General features: G+C 57.3%; 20 protein-coding genes. 6 read left to right on the forward strand and 14 right to left on the reverse strand.

The genetic code is table 11. From position 1 onward, the window contains the following. Positions 1 to 35 precede the first annotated feature (35 nt). The gene (locus BGP77_RS12280; protein ID WP_370446856.1) at positions 36 to 1,205 is read left to right on the forward strand and encodes a mechanosensitive ion channel family protein; all 1,170 of its coding nucleotides are present in this window, start codon (positions 36 to 38) and stop codon (positions 1,203 to 1,205) included. Between the two features lie 44 nt (positions 1,206 to 1,249). On the opposite strand, the gene BGP77_RS12285 is transcribed toward BGP77_RS12280, so the two are convergent. The 10 genes from BGP77_RS12285 to BGP77_RS12330 all read right to left on the reverse strand — a co-directional run bounded on the left by BGP77_RS12285 (position 1,250) and on the right by BGP77_RS12330 (position 9,449). Next, positions 1,250 to 1,459 (reverse strand): Trm112 family protein, encoded by a 210-nt coding sequence (locus BGP77_RS12285; protein WP_108165970.1) that lies wholly within the window; start codon positions 1,457 to 1,459, stop codon positions 1,250 to 1,252. Further along, positions 1,455 to 1,712: a membrane protein insertion efficiency factor YidD gene (gene yidD / locus BGP77_RS12290; RefSeq protein ID WP_108165023.1), complete on the reverse strand. Its 258-nt coding sequence runs from the start codon at positions 1,710 to 1,712 to the stop codon at positions 1,455 to 1,457. Before yidD ends, BGP77_RS12285 begins: the two co-directional genes overlap by 5 nt. Positions 1,713 to 1,714: 2 nt before the next feature. Further along, positions 1,715 to 3,118 (reverse strand): cysteine--tRNA ligase, encoded by a 1,404-nt coding sequence (gene cysS / locus BGP77_RS12295; RefSeq protein WP_108165024.1) that lies wholly within the window; start codon positions 3,116 to 3,118, stop codon positions 1,715 to 1,717. Between the two features lie 73 nt (positions 3,119 to 3,191). After that, the gene (locus BGP77_RS12300; protein WP_108165025.1) at positions 3,192 to 4,049 is read right to left on the reverse strand and encodes a 6-carboxytetrahydropterin synthase; all 858 of its coding nucleotides are present in this window, start codon (positions 4,047 to 4,049) and stop codon (positions 3,192 to 3,194) included. A 66-nt stretch (positions 4,050 to 4,115) separates the two neighbouring features. Beyond that, entirely contained in the window at positions 4,116 to 4,628 is a 513-nt protein-coding gene (gene greB / locus BGP77_RS12305) for a transcription elongation factor GreB (RefSeq protein WP_108165026.1), read from the reverse strand. Continuing rightward, entirely contained in the window at positions 4,625 to 6,580 is a 1,956-nt protein-coding gene (gene mnmC / locus BGP77_RS12310; RefSeq protein ID WP_108165027.1) for a bifunctional tRNA (5-methylaminomethyl-2-thiouridine)(34)-methyltransferase MnmD/FAD-dependent 5-carboxymethylaminomethyl-2-thiouridine(34) oxidoreductase MnmC, read from the reverse strand. Before mnmC ends, greB begins: the two co-directional genes overlap by 4 nt. Further along, positions 6,580 to 6,930 (reverse strand): hypothetical protein, encoded by a 351-nt coding sequence (locus BGP77_RS12315; RefSeq protein ID WP_108165028.1) that lies wholly within the window; start codon positions 6,928 to 6,930, stop codon positions 6,580 to 6,582. The genes mnmC and BGP77_RS12315 overlap by 1 nt, the downstream gene beginning before the upstream one ends. Before the next feature lie 69 nt (positions 6,931 to 6,999). Beyond that, positions 7,000 to 8,178 carry a M24 family metallopeptidase gene (locus BGP77_RS12320; protein WP_108165029.1) on the reverse strand — a complete coding sequence of 393 codons (1,179 nt, stop codon included), beginning with the start codon at positions 8,176 to 8,178 and terminating at the stop codon, positions 7,000 to 7,002. 121 nt (positions 8,179 to 8,299) lie between these two features. After that, a complete protein-coding gene (locus BGP77_RS12325) occupies positions 8,300 to 8,977 on the reverse strand; it encodes a TIGR04211 family SH3 domain-containing protein (RefSeq protein WP_108165030.1) in 678 nt (225 codons plus the stop codon). 175 nt (positions 8,978 to 9,152) lie between these two features. Continuing rightward, positions 9,153 to 9,449: a YciI family protein gene (locus BGP77_RS12330; protein ID WP_108165031.1), complete on the reverse strand. Its 297-nt coding sequence runs from the start codon at positions 9,447 to 9,449 to the stop codon at positions 9,153 to 9,155. Positions 9,450 to 9,531: 82 nt separating this feature from the next. On the opposite strand from BGP77_RS12330, the gene BGP77_RS12335 reads away from it, so the two are divergent. From BGP77_RS12335 to rluB, 5 genes are all read left to right on the forward strand, one after another. Further along, positions 9,532 to 10,383, forward strand: a complete 852-nt coding sequence (locus BGP77_RS12335) for a PHP domain-containing protein (RefSeq protein WP_146171243.1) — start codon at positions 9,532 to 9,534, stop codon at positions 10,381 to 10,383. A gap of 89 nt (positions 10,384 to 10,472) precedes the next feature. Beyond that, the gene (locus BGP77_RS12340) at positions 10,473 to 11,096 is read left to right on the forward strand and encodes an L-threonylcarbamoyladenylate synthase (RefSeq protein ID WP_108165033.1); all 624 of its coding nucleotides are present in this window, start codon (positions 10,473 to 10,475) and stop codon (positions 11,094 to 11,096) included. A 180-nt stretch (positions 11,097 to 11,276) separates the two neighbouring features. Further along, the gene (locus BGP77_RS12345; protein ID WP_233252393.1) at positions 11,277 to 12,092 is read left to right on the forward strand and encodes a ScpA family protein; all 816 of its coding nucleotides are present in this window, start codon (positions 11,277 to 11,279) and stop codon (positions 12,090 to 12,092) included. Then, the gene (gene scpB / locus BGP77_RS12350) at positions 12,089 to 13,354 is read left to right on the forward strand and encodes an SMC-Scp complex subunit ScpB (RefSeq protein ID WP_108165034.1); all 1,266 of its coding nucleotides are present in this window, start codon (positions 12,089 to 12,091) and stop codon (positions 13,352 to 13,354) included. Before BGP77_RS12345 ends, scpB begins: the two co-directional genes overlap by 4 nt. Then, positions 13,344 to 14,252, forward strand: a complete 909-nt coding sequence (rluB, locus tag BGP77_RS12355; protein ID WP_108165035.1) for a 23S rRNA pseudouridine(2605) synthase RluB — start codon at positions 13,344 to 13,346, stop codon at positions 14,250 to 14,252. Before scpB ends, rluB begins: the two co-directional genes overlap by 11 nt. Here rluB and BGP77_RS12360 read toward each other — a convergent pair. The 4 genes from BGP77_RS12360 to ubiG form a co-directional block, all read right to left on the reverse strand. Next, complete coding sequence (locus BGP77_RS12360) at positions 14,249 to 15,199, reverse strand: GGDEF domain-containing protein (RefSeq protein WP_108165036.1); 951 nt, start codon at positions 15,197 to 15,199, stop codon at positions 14,249 to 14,251. The genes rluB and BGP77_RS12360 overlap by 4 nt on opposite strands. A gap of 207 nt (positions 15,200 to 15,406) precedes the next feature. Next, positions 15,407 to 16,195, reverse strand: coding sequence for a YciK family oxidoreductase (locus BGP77_RS12365; protein ID WP_108165037.1), 789 nt, complete (start codon positions 16,193 to 16,195; stop codon positions 15,407 to 15,409). Beyond that, a complete protein-coding gene (locus tag BGP77_RS12370; RefSeq protein WP_108165038.1) occupies positions 16,171 to 16,842 on the reverse strand; it encodes an HAD family hydrolase in 672 nt (223 codons plus the stop codon). Before BGP77_RS12370 ends, BGP77_RS12365 begins: the two co-directional genes overlap by 25 nt. Then, on the reverse strand, positions 16,839 to 17,546 hold the full coding sequence (ubiG, locus tag BGP77_RS12375; protein ID WP_108165039.1) for a bifunctional 2-polyprenyl-6-hydroxyphenol methylase/3-demethylubiquinol 3-O-methyltransferase UbiG: 708 nt from the start codon (positions 17,544 to 17,546) through the stop codon (positions 16,839 to 16,841). Before ubiG ends, BGP77_RS12370 begins: the two co-directional genes overlap by 4 nt. Between the last annotated feature and the right edge of the window lie 52 nt (positions 17,547 to 17,598).

Here is a 17,598-nt window from a genome sequence, read left to right on the forward strand (position 1 = left end):
ATTCGAGCATGAAGGAGTCTGGCGTGGAAGAAACCCTGAAAGAGAGTGTCAATACGGTTGTCGATCTGCTTAATCTGGGGCGGGATAACGCTTGGATTGTCCAGGTTTTTGCCATTGTTCTGGCTACCTTGATCGCCAGTTATATTGCCAAAAAAGTCTTCGATCGCCTTGAGAAGGGGGCTGCTAAAACCCGCACTTTTTGGGACGACCTGCTGGTTCATTCGGCACGGAAACCGGTTCGACTGTTCATCTGGGTCAATGGTCTGTTGTTGGCCACGTCGATTGTCCGCCGTATATCCGATGAGCCGATCTTCGACATCGTCGACCCGGTGCGCGAAGTGTCCTTTATCGTCATTTTCGCCTGGTTTATGACGTCCTTTATTCAGCGTGGCGAAGCCACCGCTCAAGACCCCAATCTGGTGCGCAAGCCGCTCGACGCCACCACCGCCTCAGCGCTGGGTAAGCTGCTGCGGTTGTCGGTGTTGATTACTACCGCGCTGGTGGTTTTACAGGCACTGGGTTTCAGCGTTTCCGGTGTGCTGGCTTTTGGGGGTATCGGCGGTATTGCGGTCGGTTTTGCCGCCAAAGATCTGCTGGCAAATTTCTTCGGCGGGTTGATGGTGTATCTGGACCAGCCGTTTCGAGTGGGTGACTGGATTCGCTCACCCGACCAGGAAATTGAAGGCACGGTGGAACACATCGGCTGGCGTCTGACGCGTATTCGCACCTTTGATAAGCGTCCGCTGTATGTCCCCAATGCCACCTTCGTCAGCATCTCCGTGGAGAACCCGTCACGGATGCTGAATCGGCGTATCTTTGAAACCATTGGCGTGCGTTATTCGGATGCCAACAAGGTCGGCGATATTGTGAAAGCCGTTCGCGAGATGTTGGAATCGCATGAGGACATCGATACCCAGTCAACGCTGATTGTGAACGTGAATAAATTTGCGGCTTCATCCATCGATTTCTTTGTTTACACCTTCACGAAGACCACCGACTGGGTGACCTATCACGCGGTGAAGCAGAACGTGATGTTGCGCATTATCGACATCATTGATGAGCACGAAGCAGAGATCGCTTTCCCAACGCAGACGCTGCATTTCGCGTCGCCGGAAGACGAGGGTGGTCGGGCTGCGGCGGCAAGAGTGGAAACGCCCGATTCTGGTAAGACCACGGCTGGGCCGGATGTAGGCGAAGATTCCTGATCGCGGTCAAGCCGCACTGCCGTGAACTAAAGAGTCAGCCACCCTCAGCGGTGGCTGCTTTTTTTAGACAACCAGTATTCGTATTCTTCCTGGCCCAAAGCGCGCGCTTCGTCTTCGAGCATTACCGGAATGCCATCGCGGATGGGGTAGGCCAGTTTAGCCGCCGTGGAAATCAGCTCACTTTTTTCCCGGTCGACCTGCAAAGGTGCTTTGGTAACCGGACACACCAGAATATTCAGCAGTTGTTTATCAATCATCATGGTTTGAATCCTTGTTACGATCGTGCAGAGGTACGCCCGGTACCGGATCAATGCCGCCCGGATGGCCCGGATGGCAACGTGCAATGCGTTTGGCCGCTAACCAACTGCCTTTAATGGCGCCGTGATGACGCAGGGCGACCAGTGCGTATTCTGAGCAGGTTGGGTAGAAGCGGCAGCGTGGGCCGAGCAGTGGACTGATCAGCCAGCGATACAAATAAACCAGGGCGATCAGCGGCCACTTCAACATGCTCAGCCTTCGCGCGACCAGCGTGCGCCTTCACGCGTATCCTGAATCACGATGCCGGCGGCGGCGAGTTCATCGCGAATGGCGTCGGCGCGGGCAAAGTCGCGGTTCTTTTTCGCGCTTTGACGTTCGGCGACCAAGGCATCAATGGCGTCGTTGCTCAGGCCATCATCGCCCGCGTCGCCACCTTGGAACCACTGTTCCGGCTGCTGCTGCAAAATACCCAGTGTTTCAGCGACAGCGAGAATCTCACCTTTCAAACGGGCCCGTTCTTCGCGGTCGCTGGTTTTGAAAAAGCGATTGCTGGCTTCATGCAAAGCCGCCAACGCGCGCGGTGTGTTCAAATCGTCCAGCAACGCCTGGAATGCATCCAGCTTGAGCGGATCTTCCGGTGCGATGGCGTCAAGGCCTTCGCTGTCGCGCAATACCGTATACAGGCGGTCGAGCGTTTGGCGCGTTTGGTGAAGCAGTTGTTCGGACCAATTCAGGTTGGAGCGATAATGTGCCGACAGCAACGCCAGCCGCACCAATTCGCCCGGCTGATCGACCAGCAAATCACGTAAGACGGTGAAGTTGCCCAGCGACTTGGACATCTTTTCACCCTGAACGTCGAGCATGGCGTTGTGCACCCAATAACGCGCATAACCGCTGCCGTCGGCCGGATGATCGGCCACGCAGCACAGACCCTGAGCGCGTTCGTTTTCATGGTGCGGAAACACCAAGTCACTGCCACCGCCGTGAATGTCGATGGTTTCACCCAGATGTTTGAAAATCATGGCAGTACATTCGGTGTGCCAACCAGGGCGACCGCGGCCCCAGGGGCTGTCCCAGCCGGGCAGGTCATTCGTGGAGGGTTTCCATAATACGAAGTCGAGCGGGTGACGTTTGTAATCAGCCACTTCGACTCGGGCACCGGCTTGCATGTCATCCAGTTTGCGGTGTGACAGTCGGCCGTAGTCATCGGCGCTGTCGACCGCGAACAGCACATGGCCATCGCTGACGTAGGCGTTATTGCTGGCAATTAAACGTTCGATAATATCGATGATTTCATCGATGGTTTCGGTGGCACGCGGCTGAATCGTTGGCGATAAATTGCCCAGGGCTGTCATGTCTTCCTGGTAGGCATCGATAAAGCGTTGCGCGTACTGCCCAATATCGACACCTTCGGCCTGAGCGGCGGCGTTAATTTTGTCGTCAACGTCGGTCAGATTGCGCGCGAAAATGACGTTGGGATACAGCCGGCTGAGCAGGCGATACAGCAGATCGAAGACGGTCGCCGATCGGCCGTTACCAACGTGCACGTAGTTATAGACGGTCGGTCCGCACGCATAGAAGGTTACCCGGTTCGGATCGAGCGGTTCGAAGACTTCTTTTTGACCGGACAGGGTGTTGTACAGAGAGAGCGTCATGCGTGCGTTGGAACCTTCTTTAAATGTCGGACTGGAATTTAAAACGGCAGTTTACCATCGCGCTTGCGGAGCGTCATGGCCGATACTCGGCGATGGCGCCCTTGCGCACACCCTCGAACGCTTTGACGCGCCAGTGTGAATCGGGGTGTTCCCGGCCGAGCTCATTGGCCAGATGCGAAGCGATCAATTCCACCGTGGTATCCGTATTCATGGCATAGCATTGTTGGCGCTCCAGCCAGACATCAAAACGGCCTTGCTCGGCGTCGTATCCGACGTGGGTGAGATGGTCTTCACGGCTGTCGAGTGTGTCCTCAGCCGTGACCAGATAAATATCCGCAAAACGTTGAGCCCAGTCGCGTTCCGTTTCCGCATCGCGTTGACCGTCGCGCCAGATTTCCACGCGGGATCGGTGACCGTGACACAAGCGCTGACAATCCCCCTGATGTTTTTTCAAGCCATGGGCGTAGTGGTAAAAAGCGCCATCAATCTGTTCGGTGTGCAGATGCAAATGCACCTTACGCACGTTCGCCGGTACCAGGGTGTTGAGGTGAGCTTCTAAGGCGGGCAAAGCAGCGTCAATGTTGACGCTGGCGCTGTCGAGCTGAAACACCGCTTCGCGCGGTGCCTGATAGCGAAACTTCAACTGGCCGTTGGTATCGCGGTATTCCAGGTTCAGCCGCTCGCCGTCCTGCTCTTCGACCAGAGTCAGACCGGGTAACGCCAAGGGCACCACCAGAGTATGGTCCATGCCGCTGTCGAGTGCTTGCTTGAGCAGTTTTTTGACATGACCGAAGTCGAACACCATGCCTTCTTCGTTCAGCTCGCCTTCCAATTCGACATCGACGATCCAGCTTTCTCCGACCACACCTCGGCTGGGGTGCAGGTAACTGAAATCGAGGACGGTCAGATTGTCGACAAACAGGCGGCTCATGGGGCTTCCGGATCAGTGGCAGTGGTTAGCGGGGCGCGAATTCTAGCACTTTCGCAACGCGATCGCTCAATCTTCGATGGGGCCGTCGTAACTGAGTGCTTCGACCCAGTATTCCGCCTCACCTGCGGGGGTTTGCACAATCACGTCGTCATCGGCAGTTTTGTTCAGTAAAGCGCGCGCCAAGGGCGAATCAATGCTGATGTAGCGTGGGTCGGCATCAAATTCGTCGGGGCCGACAATGCGCATCACCCGTGGCTGATCATCAACATCGATCAAACGAATCCAGGCACCAAAAAAGATGCGCTCCGGGTTGTCTGGTCGAGCGGTGACTACCTTCAGGCTTTCCAGTCGTTTGCTGAGAAAGCGCACCCGCCGATCGATTTCACGCAACCGTTTCTTGCCGTAAATGTATTCCGCGTTTTCCGAACGATCGCCAAGTTTGGCGGCCTCCGAGACTTCACGGGTGACCTGCGGCCTTTCCACTTTCCACAGCTGATGCAGCTCAGCGCGCAGCCGGGCTTCGCCTTCAGGTGTGATGACAGCTGTGGAGCGGGGTCTGGGTGGGCGATAGCGGCTCATGCGTTTCCACGGATCAGTTGGCGAATGATAAAGCGGTTCGGATTCAGCTGATTGAGTACGTTTTGGGGTATGGGCATGGGCTCGTCGTTCAACCCATTTGCCAGGGTTTTGGCGGTTAACGGCACGGTGGTTAGTCCCTTTGAGCCATGGGCAATGTTCACCCAAAGCCCGGGATAATGCGCTGGCGCCGGCAATCGGTCCGTACGTCGTTTACGCAATGCCTCACCATAATCGGTGGTGAAGGCCTGGGTGTTCACGACAGGTCCGACCAACGGCAGGTAGTCCGGTGAGGCACAGCGAACGCCGGCACGCGCTTCAACCGGGGTTTCGTTACCCTGGATTAATTGCGGCAGGCGTTGATGCAGCGATTGAAGGTTATCGGTGTCGTCTTCGCTGCGAACGTCTGTTTGGCTTTGTTTGAGGTGGAACGTAGCGCCCAGGCTGTGCAGACCGCGGTCAGCCGGAACCAGGTAACGGTCGCTGCACAAGACAGCGCGCAGTGTTGCCAGCGTATCGGTAGTGGCAATGCGACTGACCTGACCGGCGATTGGTTGCAATGGCAGGTCGGCAGTTTGCGGGAATGCCGCGCTTTGCCAGGCGGTGGCCAAAATAACGTGGGGGACGTTAAAGCGTTCGCCGTTGTCGCAATCCACTTGCCAGCCAGAGTCATTGGGGGTCAGTGTGCTGACGGTGTGGTGGGTCAACACCCGGATATTGGGGTGATCGAGCCGATGCGCCACCAGTGCCGCCGGACTCACCCAGCCGCCGTTTGGAAAGTACAACGCATCGCTCGCTAACGGGACACCGGCGTATTCGGAGGCTTTGTCGGCCGCAATCAGATCGACAAAATCGGCCGGGTAGGGGTTGGCCTGATGGTACTGCTGAAAGCGTTTGGCTTCTTTAGGACCCTGATTCAGCTGCAGCAAGCCACAGTTGGCGTGAGGGATCGAGTCGGGCAGTTGGCCAAGGCGCTGTTGCGACAGTTCCAATGCCTGACTGTAAAAGCGATTGGCGACGGCATCCTGGGCGGACAGACGCGCGTATACCGCGCCTTGGGCGTTGCCGGACGCACCCGCCGCGACTGTTGTCGCTTGCTCTAAAACCGTGACCTGCCAGCCACGTTGTGCCAATTCCCAGGCGCTGTGTGCACCGGCCAGGCCCGCGCCCACGACAATGGCACGTCGATCTTGGTTGGCGGTTTTCGGCCAGACCCATTCGTTCGCGGGCCATAGCCCCGGGCGAGGCGGCCCGCACCGGCCGATATATTCAGCGCGAACCATATCGCGTTTGCGACCAAAACCTTTGACGCGCTCGACCTGAAACCCTGCGCCGCTTAAACCGTCTCGGACCCGACGAGCGGCGGTGAAAGTGGCTGCGCTGGCGTTCGGTCTGGATAAACGGGCCATGGCATCGAATAAGGTCGGTTGCCAGAGGTCGGGATTTTTGGCGGGCGCAAAACCGTCGAGAAACCAGGCATCGACACCGGCGTTGAGCTCGCTCAGAGTGACGTTAGCGTCACCGAACAGCAGCAATAAATCGACGTTGTCGGCCAGCTCTACGCTGTGAAACCCTTCGAAACGCGCTGGATATTGACGAACCAGAGTATGACGCAAAGGCGCAAGCTCCGGCCATTGCGCTAATGCGGTGTCAATTTGCTTGGCGCTCAGTGGGTAGCGTTCGGTACTGATGAAAGTCAATCGCGCCGTCGCCGGAGCTAGCTGTTGAAATAACTGCCAGGCGGCTAAGCAATTCAGGCCGGTGCCAAAGCCGGTTTCCGCAACGGTGAACTGCCCGTATTCGGGGAGGGCGGCAAAGCGTTCAGCCAACCGATTGTGGTTGATAAAAACGTAGCGGCTTTCGTCGAGTCCGCCGGCGGCTGAGAAGTAGACGTCATCAAATCGCGCTGAGCGCGGTGTGCCATCCGCCGCGGTTTCCAGTAGAGGCGTGTCCATCAGTGCGCTTGGGGCAGGTCCAGCAATTGGTTAAGCCAGCTTTCAAAATAGGCTTTGGGCAAAACAATATCGCTCAGCGAAAAACGATTCAGATCTTCCAGAGTGTATTGAGTGGCGATGTGGAGTTCCCACTGCACGACCACATCATCGGCAATGTCGAGTGCGGTGTCTGGTGAGGTGGGTAGTTGAGTATCGGGCTCGCGATCGAATTCATCGACAAAGCGCGCACACCATTCAACGATCTGGAAGTGACTGAAGCGCGACATCGACCCCAGTAAACCCTGACTCAGTAAGTCAGCCAGGTTGCCCAGAGTGAAGGTTTTGTCGATCGGAGTGTCGGACCAGGCCATGGTGATTTCTTGGCAGAGATTTGGCGCCGAGTCTAACACAGGCCTGCGGCGCCACGGCAGCGTCAGCCGTTATTTAACGAACAACTGACGCGGGAAATCGACCAGCATTTCCACACCGGTTTCGGTGATCAGAATGCTTTCAGTGATCTCGATGCCCCAGTCGTCTTGCCAAATACCCGGCATAAAGTGGAAAGTCATGCCTGGCTGCAACACCGTGGTGTCGGTGGCGCGCAGACTGGAGGTGCGCTCGCCCCAGTCGGGCGGGTAACTGACGCCGACGGGATAACCGCAGCGCGCGCCCTGACGATCAATGCCGTAGTGCGCCATGGTTGCATCCAAGGCGTTGGCAATATCGCAGGTGCGATTGCCTGGCTTGGCTTGCTCCAGACCGGCATCAATGGCTTCTAATAAGGCTTTTTCGGCGTTCAAAAAACGCGCGCTTGGACGGCCCATATAGAGCGTACGTGACATCGGCGCGTGGTAGCGTTTGTAGCAGCCGGAGATCTCAAAAAACGTGCCTTCGTTGGCGCGGAAAGGCTTTTCATCCCAGGTGATGTGCGAGGCTGATGCCTCTTCGCCCGATGGCAGCAGCGGTACAATGGACGGGTAGTCGCCACTGTAACCGTCGACGCCGGCAATGGCGGTTTCGTAGATTTGCGAAACCACATGACTCTTGGGAATGCCGACCCGGGCTACATCCAGAATGCGCTGGTGAATTTTGGCGGTAATACGCCCGGCGATGCGCATGTATTCGATTTCTTTCGCCGACTTGATGGCCCGGCACCAGTTGACCAGGTTGTGGCTGTCGACAAAGCGCGCCTCGGGCATTGCCAGGCGCAAATTGCGGTGCGCATCGGCGGTGTAATAGTAGTTGTCCATCTCGGTAGCGATGGTGGCGCCTTGCCAGTCGTTGGCAATGAACAAATGCTCGGCCAGCCAACTCATCGGGTGTTTGTCGAGATTCTGGACGTATTCTTCCGGGTAACTGGTGAGGTTGTCGCGCTTCATAAAGCAACGCAACAGAGCGGCACTTTCATCCATGCGGCGACCAAACCAGATGGGTTCTTCCTGATCGACGTGGACCACCACGCCTTGGTGGACATAGAAAGACCAGCCGTCATAGCCGGTGAGCCAGTTCATGTTGCCAGGATCGGTGACGATGAGAATATCGACTTTGCGCGTGCGCATTTCACGACGCACTTTCTTGACCCGTTGCAGATACTCTTTCTTGGTAAAGGCGAGTTTCACATGACCTCCGGTGGCGGACGCAGTGGTCTTGACTAAGCGGTCTTCGGAGAATGACCGGAAGAGGGGCCGGTTACTGTCTTAAGTCTGACAGTAACCGGAGTGGCGGCTTAATCTCCGTCGATTAAGCCCAGCTGTCGCGACGTTTAGCACGGATGCGCGGCAGGACAACACCGAGCACCAGTCCCACGAAGATCAGTGCGCCGCCGGCCAGCAGCATACTGCTGTCGTTGCTTTCACGAATCTCAGACAGCTGCGATTGCGCCAGGTCCAGATCGTTTTTCAGGCGAGCGTTGTTTTCGGTCAGTTCTTTGTTGCGATCATCCAGAGCAATGGCATCACCGCTGATGGCGGTAATTTCATTGAGCTCGGTGGCCAGACGCTCATTTTCTTCGCGCAGAATTTCCAGTTCGCCACTGACGTCGCCACGGTTGGCGAGCAGTTGACGATGACGTTCTTCCAGCTCGGTCAGTTGTTGTTGCAACTGATCGCGCTCGGCTTCGACATTGGCGAGGCGCAAAGCGGCTGTCGGATTGGTCTGGGTATAGCGACGCGGAATCCAGCCTTCAGTGCCTTGCTCGGTGCGTACGTTCAGATAACCGTTTTCAGCGGTATCGCTGAGCGTTTCCATGCGGGTGCCCGAACCGATGGTTTGTAACACTTGAGCGCCATCACTGGCAGAGGCGCGCAGGTTTACCCACAGTTCGTCGCTAAGCCAGCGGGTTTCGGCCAGGGTTCCAGCGCTGATCGCAGCTGTGGTGATCAGTCCAAGAAGAACTTTGGCAGTGGAGAATCGGGTCATGTTACGGCTTCCGTTAGCTGTCGTTATTTAAGTCAGGTGGGTGCTCTGAACGTTGATGATGAAGTGATCGAGGTCAGAGTCCCAAGTATTAGGGTTTGCAGAGGTTTCAGAGTGTAAGCAATCCAACACGGCACGCAAGGCATAGATCAAGCCCAGGTGCATGCCATTGCTCGGCTTAGAAAACCTGCTTGAACGGTTTAACGCTGACCTGAGCATAAACCCCAGCGTCAACATAAGGATCGGTATCGGCCCAGGCTTTGGCGGCGTCGAGCGATTCAAAATCGGCAATGACGACCGAGCCAGTAAAGCCGGCCTCGCCCGGGTTGTCGCTGTCGATGGCAGGTGTTGGACCAGCAACCAGCAAACGGCCCTCGGCCTGCAGGGCTTCCAGTCGGGCCAGATGGGCCGGACGAACACTTTGACGTAAGCGCAGACTGTCGCTGACGTCTTCGCTGACAATGGCATACCACATAACGATCAACTCCCTGGGTGATGCGGAACAACAAGGCAGGCATAATACGGGACTCTTTAAAGCGACAGCAACAGGCACTCGTTTGAATACGAATATCCGTCATCCTTGGGAAATGCATTGTCACAGTCACGCGTCAGACGGTGTTCTGTCGCCACAGGCGGTGTACGACCGGGCGAAAGACGCCGGTGTATCGAATCTGGTGCTGACCGATCACGATACCGCTGCGGGCTATCGCGCACTGCGTGACCAGGGCGAGCTAACGGATGACCTGCGCTTGTGGCCGGGCGCCGAGCTGTCGTCACTGTGGCTGGGCCGCAATATTCACATCGTTGGTATCGGCATGGATGTCGACAGCGAAGCCTGGCTGGGCGTCGAGCAACGCTATATTAAGGCGCGCGAACAGCGGTTTGAGCGCTTGCTGTTTGTGTTGCGACGAGCGGGTCTGGACATGGATGAGAGTGCGATTCGTGCTGAGGCGGGCGATGCCTTACCCGGTCGGCCACATATCGCCCGGTTTCTGGTCAGCACGGGTCAGGCCAAAGACAGCGCCCAAGCGTTTAAGCGTTGGTTGGGAACGGGCAAGGTGGGCGATGTTAAACAGGGGTGGCCAGCACTGGAGCAAGCGGTGGCGGACATTCGCGACTGTGGCGGTAAGGCCGTATTGGCACACCCGCATCGCTACAAACTCACCTGGCGCAAGCTCGATCAATTGATTGACGATTTTCAGGATGCCGGCGGCGAAGCCATTGAAGTCTGCTGTCCGGCGATGCCATCGCAGATGCGTGAACGTCTAGTAAACAGTTGTTGTGAGCGCGACTTGCTCATTGGCGGCGGCAGCGATTTTCATCAGCCCGACACGCCCTGGGCACGACTCGGCTGGTATCCGCAGTGGCCGTCTCAAGGGAAGCGGCTGGTGGATGCACTGGTGGCTTAGTCCGACCGATTTTCAGTGCTTTTCCAAGCAGTGGCCGCAATGCTAAAGTGGCCGCACTCAGTCAGGTCCTTGGCGGGAGCCAATACAGTATGAGCCAGTTTTTTTCGATTCATCCAGAAACACCCCAACCCCGTTTGATTAAGCAAGCCGTCGAGATTTTGCGCGACGGTGGTGTGATCGCCTATCCGACCGACAGTGCGTACGCCTTGGGCTGCTGTCTGGAGAATAAACAGGCGATTGATCGCATCCGCCGCATTCGTCAGGTGGATGACAACCATCGTTTCACACTGGTGTGTCGTGACCTGTCGGAACTCTCCAATTTTGCCAAGGTCGACAATGTCGCCTATCGGCTGATCAAGAATAATACGCCCGGACCACTGACCTTTATTCTCTCGGCAACCCGTGAAGTCCCCCGGCGTTTGATGCACCCCAAACGACGCACCATCGGTTTGCGCGTGCTGGCCAATCCGATTGCGCAAGCGCTGTTGGCTGAGCTGGGTGAAGCGATGATCAGCACGTCGCTCATTTTGCCGGGCGAAGAAGCACCACAGAGCGATCCGGCAGACATTCGTGATCGTCTGCAACACGACCTGGACCTGGTCATTGACGGTGGATTTTGTGGGTTGGACGAGTCGTCGATCGTCAGTCTGCTGGATGATGTGCCGGAAGTGTTGCGTGAAGGCGCCGGCGATGTCACGCCGTTTTCGCAGTAACAGAGTACGGAGACTACGGTGAGCGAAACGCCCGACGACCAGCCAATCGATCAGCCCTCCGGCGACAGCCCGGAGCACAATGACGCTGAGGCAGCAGTCACCGAAAACACCGCCCAACCATTGTTTGAACCGAGCGAAACGCCGGTGCTGACTGATGCCGTCAGCGCCAAGGAACGCGCGTTGGAACGGTTGCGTGAGCGCGCTCGTCAGGAGCAGACGGAAATGCCGTTTGCGGTGATCGAAGGCGAGGCGATGACGCAGATCCCGATGGATCTGTACATCCCGCCGGATGCGCTGGAAGTCTTTCTCGATGCGTTTGAAGGCCCGCTCGATTTACTGCTCTATCTGATCAAAAAGCAGAACCTCGATATTCTCAATATCAACGTATTCCAGATCACCGAGCAGTACATGCAGTACGTCGAATTGATGCACGCGCTGCAACTGGAATTGGCCGCCGAATATCTGGTGATGGCGTCGATGCTGGCGGAAATTAAGAGCCGGATGCTGCTGCCTCGGGTGTCCACCGATGAGGACGACGAGGAAGAAGATCCGCGTGCGGAGCTGATTCGTCGGCTGCAGGAGTACGAGCAGTTTAAAGGCGCTGCTGAAAATATGGACGAACTGCCGCGCGTGGGTCGCGACATCTATACCACCGCCGAACATCAGCCGGATTACCAGCGACCCAAGCTGCATCCGGACGTTGATATGCGCGAAATTCTGCTGGCGTTGAAAGACGTCATGGCCCGTGCCGACATGTTTGAACATCACGAAATTCAGCGAGAGACTCTGTCCACTCGCCAGCGCATGGGTGAAGTGTTGGACCGGCTGTCGGATGGCGCTTTTGTGCCCTTTATTACGCTCTTTGACGCCCACGAAGGTCGCCTCGGCGTGGTGGTGACTTTCCTGGCGGTGATGGAATTGTGCAAGGAATCCTTAATCGATCTGATTCAGAACGAGGCGTTCGCGCCCATTCATGTAAAGGCTCGTGGTGAATGACGGAACAAAACAACCCTGACGACAAAAAAGTCGACGACGATCAATTGCCGGCGGCGTCTGAAACACCGACCGACGATCAGCCAGCACCCGCCGATGACGTTGACGCACAGGCTGATGCCGGCGAAGTATCTGCAGACGCAACGGACGACGATGCCGTCCCCGAAGCGGACCCGGCCGCACACGACGATCCGGATCTGAGTGAGGGCCATGAAACTGACGCCGAAGACGCAGACCCGCCGGCTGAAGAAGTCGGTGACCCCTACGGTGGTCATGCTCCAGAAGACGTCAAACACATTCTCGAAGCCGGTTTGTTTGCGGCGGGCACGGCTTTGTCGGTTGCCCAGCTGGGCGCGCTCTTTGTCGATCACGAACGACCGCACCGCCGTATCATTCGCAGCCTGGTGGCCGAACTGATCGCCAAATACAGCGGCGGCGGCCTGGAATTGGTTGAAGTCGCCAGCGGCTGGCGCTTCCAGACGCGGTCTGACCTGGGTGTCTGGGTCAGCCGGTTGTGGGAAGAAAAACCGCAGCGTTATTCGCGTGCATTGTTGGAAACACTGGCATTGATTGCCTATCGCCAGCCGATTACACGCGGCGAAATCGAAGACGTCCGTGGCGTCTCGGTCAGTTCCAGCATCATTAAAACTTTACAGGAACGTGAATGGGTGCGCGTGGTCGGCCATCGTGATGTGCCGGGGCGGCCGGCAATGTACGCCACCACACGTCAGTTCCTCGATCATTTCGGCCTGACCAGCCTTGATCAACTGCCCAGCCTGGGTGAAATCCGTGATCTGGATGATCTGGCGCCCGAACTGGCATTGAATGATGACGCTGACAGTGCCGGGACGGTCGACAGCCAGGCCGAAATCAGCTTCAGCTCGATGGTGGACCGGCTGCGGGAAGACGAACGCAGCGGTAAGACCGGTAACGACTATATTGATGAAACGCTCGATGACGAACTGTCGGAAATGGATGCCGTTAACGACGCCATTGAGCAGGCGTTTGAAGCACAACGCGCCGGCCATGAACATCCGGATCTCAATTTGACCGATGATGACGATGAGGATGAGTCCACGTCGTCGGCTGAAGCAGACCGCGACACGCCGGAAACGGACGATAACGAAACCACCAACGACGGCTCCTACCCCTTAAGCGAAGCCGACCATTTGCGCATCATTGAAGAAAAATTGGCGCAACAACAAGCGCTGTTGGACGCTCGGGAGAACGACCAGCAGGGCGGAGAGGAAGACAATGAGCAGTGAACGAATACAGAAAGTCTTAGCCAAAGCCGGTAAAGGCTCGCGTCGTGATATGGAACGCGCCATTGAAGAAGGGCGGGTTAAGGTCAACGGCGAGTTGGTCAAGCTGGGCGATAAAGTCGGTGGCGAGGATAAGCTCGAACTCGACGGCAAGGTCGTCAAGATTGAAGAGCAGCGCGTTCGCCGCGTTCTGATATACAACAAGCCCGAAGGTGAGGTTTGTACTCGTCGCGATCCGGAAGGTCGTCCGACGGTCTTCGATCGTTTGCCGCATCTGCCGGGCGAGCGCTGGATTGTTGTCGGCCGTCTCGATTTGAATACCTCCGGCTTGTTGCTGTTCACCAACGATGGCGAACTGGCCAACCGCTTGATGCATCCGTCAGGTTTGATCGATCGTGAATACGCCGTGCGTGTGCTGGGTGAAGTGACCCCGGAGCAGGTGGAAACCATGCATGCCGGTGTTGAGCTGGAAGACGGCCCTGCGCGGTTCACGGACATTCAGGAATTTGGTGGCCGCGGTGCCAATGTCTGGTATCACGTGGTGATCATGGAAGGCCGAAACCGCGAAGTGCGTCGGTTATGGGAAAGCCAGGGTTTGAAGGTGTCGCGCTTGAAGCGGGTGCGGTATGGCTCGGTGTTTCTTGATGCCGATGTACGCGCCGGCACCTGGAAAGAAATGCCCAAGGCCGAGGTCGATAAGCTTGCCAAGCGGGTGGATCTGCCGTCGGCACCGTGGAAGTCGGTGGTTTCGAATAAACACGATCCAAACCGGCGTCGTATGGAAAATCAAAAGACGCGTCGTTCGGTTAAGCCCAAGGCAACGGCGGCCAAACCAAGCCGTTCCAAACCGAAGGCCGACGCGCCCAAACCGAAAGGCAGGGCACGACGCGATCGCGATTAAAGCGCCTGGGCGGTGGTGGTTTGCGGGTGATCCGTAACCACCCGGTTACGCCCGGCTTGCTTGGCCTGGTAGAGCGCACGGTCAGCGCGGTCGACCAATTCCGGCCAGTCGGATTCATCATCAAAATGGGCGACGCCCACACTGATCGTGACCAGCGAATTAGGGGCCGGTGAACGCGTTTGTTCGCTGATGGTGTGGCGCAATCGCTCGGCCACCATGCGTGCCAACGGCAGATTTGAGTCGGTCAGCATGATCAGGAACTCTTCGCCACCGAAACGGAAACACGCATCGCAGCCGCGAATGGTGGTATCGATCAGCTGTGCGACCTGACGCAGCACATCGTCGCCCGCTAAGTGACCGTAGCGATCGTTGATGTCTTTGAAATGATCGATGTCGACCATCAGGATGCTCATGTCCTGATCGTGTCGGCGCATGCGATCCATTTCCCGATTCAGCGTCACGGCCATAGCGCCACGATTGTTCAGACCGGTGAGCGGGTCGATCATGGCCGTCGCCAACGCTTTGCGATAAAGCAGGGCGTTGCGCATCGGATAGACCAACACGTCCATCACCGATTCCAGCAACTGCATTTCTTTTTCCAGCAGGCGCTTGTTGCGCGAGAAACCCAGCCGACCAAACTGCTCGTCGTTCAGGCTCAATTCGTAATTGCAGCGATGACGGCCGGTCTCGCCGAAATCCAATACCAGACCAACGCTGTCGGCTTGATAGTGGCAGCCATCCAGCGCGACCAGATGCTGCAGTTCGTTGAAGAAGGTCCGCAGGATTTGCTCCAGGTCGAGCGTGGCCTGCAATTGCTTCATCAAATTCAGTCGGAACTCTTTCAGCTGATCCAGCGTCGGGCTGCTGTCTGGAACGGCATGCGCCGACCGAGAGCGGGTTGCTCCGGTCTGCTGTGTTGGGCGTCGCTGAGTAAAACTGGTAACCATCCTGATAACCGCCGTTGCTGTTTGCAGCACCACTAAGCGATTTGCGTGCCAATCTTATAAAGTCTTATAAAACAATGGGTTACGGATGGTGGTGGCAAAAAAATGACGAATCGGCCAGGGTTTGCCGTTGCCGGCGGCAAGGTGACTGCCGGAAAATTGTCGCCACCGGCAGCCATTGGGGCGGATGGATTGGCCTTGAACGGAGTATCAGTCGGTCAGGAAGTCACGCGCATCCCAGGAGATGCCGTTGAATGCCTGGCTGTGATCGCTCATCAGGTAGCGATAAAAAGCGGTATGAGCCTCCGGTGCGGGTACTTCTGAGGGATCTTCGGCCGGATAAGCCGTGGCTCGCATTGCGGTACGAGTGCCGCCCGGATTGATGCAATGCACGCGCAGCGGCGAAACCGTGCCGACTTCATCGGCCAGTGTTTGCATGAGACCTTCGGTGGCGAATTTGGACACCGCGTAAGCGCCCCAGTAGCCACGACCTTTGCGGCCAACGCTGGAGGTGGTGAAGATCAGTCGTCCGTGTGAACTCGCCTGAAGTAAAGGCATCAGCGCCTGGCTGAGGTAGAAACTGCTGTCCAGATTGACCTGCATGACTTTGCGCCAGACGGTCGGCGAATACTGGGCAATGCTCATTTTGTCGCCCAGCAGCGATGCATTGAGTAACACACCGTCGAGTCGCCCATAGGTTTGTTCAATGCCGTGCGCCAGCTCGCGGGCGTTGTCCGGGGTAATGTCGGCCAGATCGACCGGCAGAATAATGGGCTGGGTGTCGGTTTCCGCTTCGATTTGATCGTAGACGGCTTCGAGCTTTTCCTGAGTGCGGCCAATCAGCACCAGGTGAGCGCCGGCACGCGCAAAGTCGAGCGCCATGGCTTGTCCGATACCTGCACCGGCGCCGGTTACGACGATCACCTTGTCTTTGAGAGCATTCTGGTCTGAGGCCAGCGCCAGATCGGCTTGAGTTAATAGAGGGACGGTGTCAGCCATTGCAGCGCCTTTTCAGTCAGTTGGTGCGTGGATTCGGCCAGATCATCGGCCTGCCATAGGTTGGGGTCGTCGTCGGCGTGCAGGTAGCCATAACTGCACGCCAGTGAACGCATGCCAGCGGCGTGAGCGGCCTGAATATCGCGTTCATGATCACCGGCGTAGAGGCAGTTGGCCGGTTGTACGCTCAAGGCGTCACTGGCAGCCCAGAGCATGGCCGGATCGGGCTTGATGGTGGGCAGGTCACCCTGACAGACCAGTGCCGGAGGCGTTTGCGGCAGCAGCGCTTCGAGCACCGCCAGCGTATGCGGGCGCGGTTTGTTGGTCACGATGCCCCAGGGGGTGCCCTGATCGGTGAGCGTTTCAAGCAGCGATTCAACGCCGGGATACCAATGGTTCAGTTCGACCGGTGTATCGAGAAAAATAGCCAGAAAAGCCTCGCGATATTCCTGGAATTGGGGGTGACTGCGATCGATATCATGGATCGCTGCGACCGCAGCGCGCGCGCCTGCCGAGGCGTAGTGCTCGCGATGTTCGGTGAGTCGAGGCAAGCCGACCTGGTCGGCGTAAGCGTCCATGGCGGTCATAAAGGCCGGAGCGGAATCGAGCAGAGTGCCGTCCAGGTCAAACAGCAGAGCGCGCACACTCATGCGCTTTCGGGCTTAATGGCAGTCAGCAGGTAATTCACCGAGACATCGTGGTTCAGGCGCGTACGGCGAGTGAAGGGGTTGTAATGCATACCCCGCATGCCGGTCACTTTCAGACCGGCTTCGCTGGCCCAACGGTTCAGCTCGGCAGGGCGGATCAGTTTGCGGTATTCATGGGTGCCGCGCGGCAGCAGGCGCATCACGTACTCGGCGCCAACAATGGCCATCGCCCAGGCCTTGGGATTGCGGTTGATGGTTGAGAAAAACGCACGGCCACCGGGCTTGAGCAGTGTTTGCACGGCTTGAACGACCGAGAACGGATCGGGCACGTGTTCCAGCATTTCCAGACAGGTCACCACATCGAAGGTGCCAGCCGCTTCGTCGGCCAGTGCTTCGGCCGTCATTTGCCGGTAGTCGATCGACAACTCACCCTCGAGCGCGTGCAGCTTGGCCACTTTCAGCGGGGCTTCGCTCATATCGATGCCGGTGGTGACGGCACCGCGCTGCGCCAGTGCTTCGGTCAGAATGCCACCGCCACAACCGATATCGACGACGGTTAATCCCGCGATATTGAGATGTTCATCGATGTAACCGGCGCGGGCCGGATTGATGTCGTGTAGTGGTTTGAATTCGGAATCCGGGTCCCACCAGCGGCTGGCCAGGGCGCCAAATTTTTCCAGTTCGGCTGGGTCGATGTTAGCGGTCACGGTGATGCCTCGAGCGTAATGGATGGAACTGCGGTGACGCCGGGCGCCACCG

It is taken from the genome of Saccharospirillum sp. MSK14-1, from assembly GCF_003054965.1.
Taxonomy (GTDB): domain Bacteria; phylum Pseudomonadota; class Gammaproteobacteria; order Pseudomonadales; family Natronospirillaceae; genus Saccharospirillum.

Bases quoted from the DNA above. Each gene is read 5' to 3' on its own strand.
- BGP77_RS12315 (WP_108165028.1), bottom strand. From the start codon at position 6,930: ATGGCCTGGTCCGACACTCCGATCGACAAAACCTTCACTCTGGGCAAC.
- scpB (WP_108165034.1), top strand. From the start codon at position 12,089: ATGACGGAACAAAACAACCCTGACGACAAAAAAGTCGACGACGATCAA.
- mnmC (WP_108165027.1), bottom strand. From the start codon at position 6,580: ATGGACACGCCTCTACTGGAAACCGCGGCGGATGGCACACCGCGCTCA.
- BGP77_RS12325 (WP_108165030.1), bottom strand. From the start codon at position 8,977: ATGACCCGATTCTCCACTGCCAAAGTTCTTCTTGGACTGATCACCACA.
- BGP77_RS12360 (WP_108165036.1), bottom strand. From the start codon at position 15,199: ATGGTTACCAGTTTTACTCAGCGACGCCCAACACAGCAGACCGGAGCA.
- greB (WP_108165026.1), bottom strand. From the start codon at position 4,628: ATGAGCCGCTATCGCCCACCCAGACCCCGCTCCACAGCTGTCATCACA.
- yidD (WP_108165023.1), bottom strand. From the start codon at position 1,712: ATGTTGAAGTGGCCGCTGATCGCCCTGGTTTATTTGTATCGCTGGCTG.
- BGP77_RS12365 (WP_108165037.1), bottom strand. From the start codon at position 16,195: ATGGCTGACACCGTCCCTCTATTAACTCAAGCCGATCTGGCGCTGGCC.
- BGP77_RS12300 (WP_108165025.1), bottom strand. From the start codon at position 4,049: ATGAGCCGCCTGTTTGTCGACAATCTGACCGTCCTCGATTTCAGTTAC.
- BGP77_RS12340 (WP_108165033.1), top strand. From the start codon at position 10,473: ATGAGCCAGTTTTTTTCGATTCATCCAGAAACACCCCAACCCCGTTTG.
- cysS (WP_108165024.1), bottom strand. From the start codon at position 3,118: ATGACGCTCTCTCTGTACAACACCCTGTCCGGTCAAAAAGAAGTCTTC.
- rluB (WP_108165035.1), top strand. From the start codon at position 13,344: ATGAGCAGTGAACGAATACAGAAAGTCTTAGCCAAAGCCGGTAAAGGC.
- BGP77_RS12330 (WP_108165031.1), bottom strand. From the start codon at position 9,449: ATGTGGTATGCCATTGTCAGCGAAGACGTCAGCGACAGTCTGCGCTTA.
- BGP77_RS12370 (WP_108165038.1), bottom strand. From the start codon at position 16,842: ATGAGTGTGCGCGCTCTGCTGTTTGACCTGGACGGCACTCTGCTCGAT.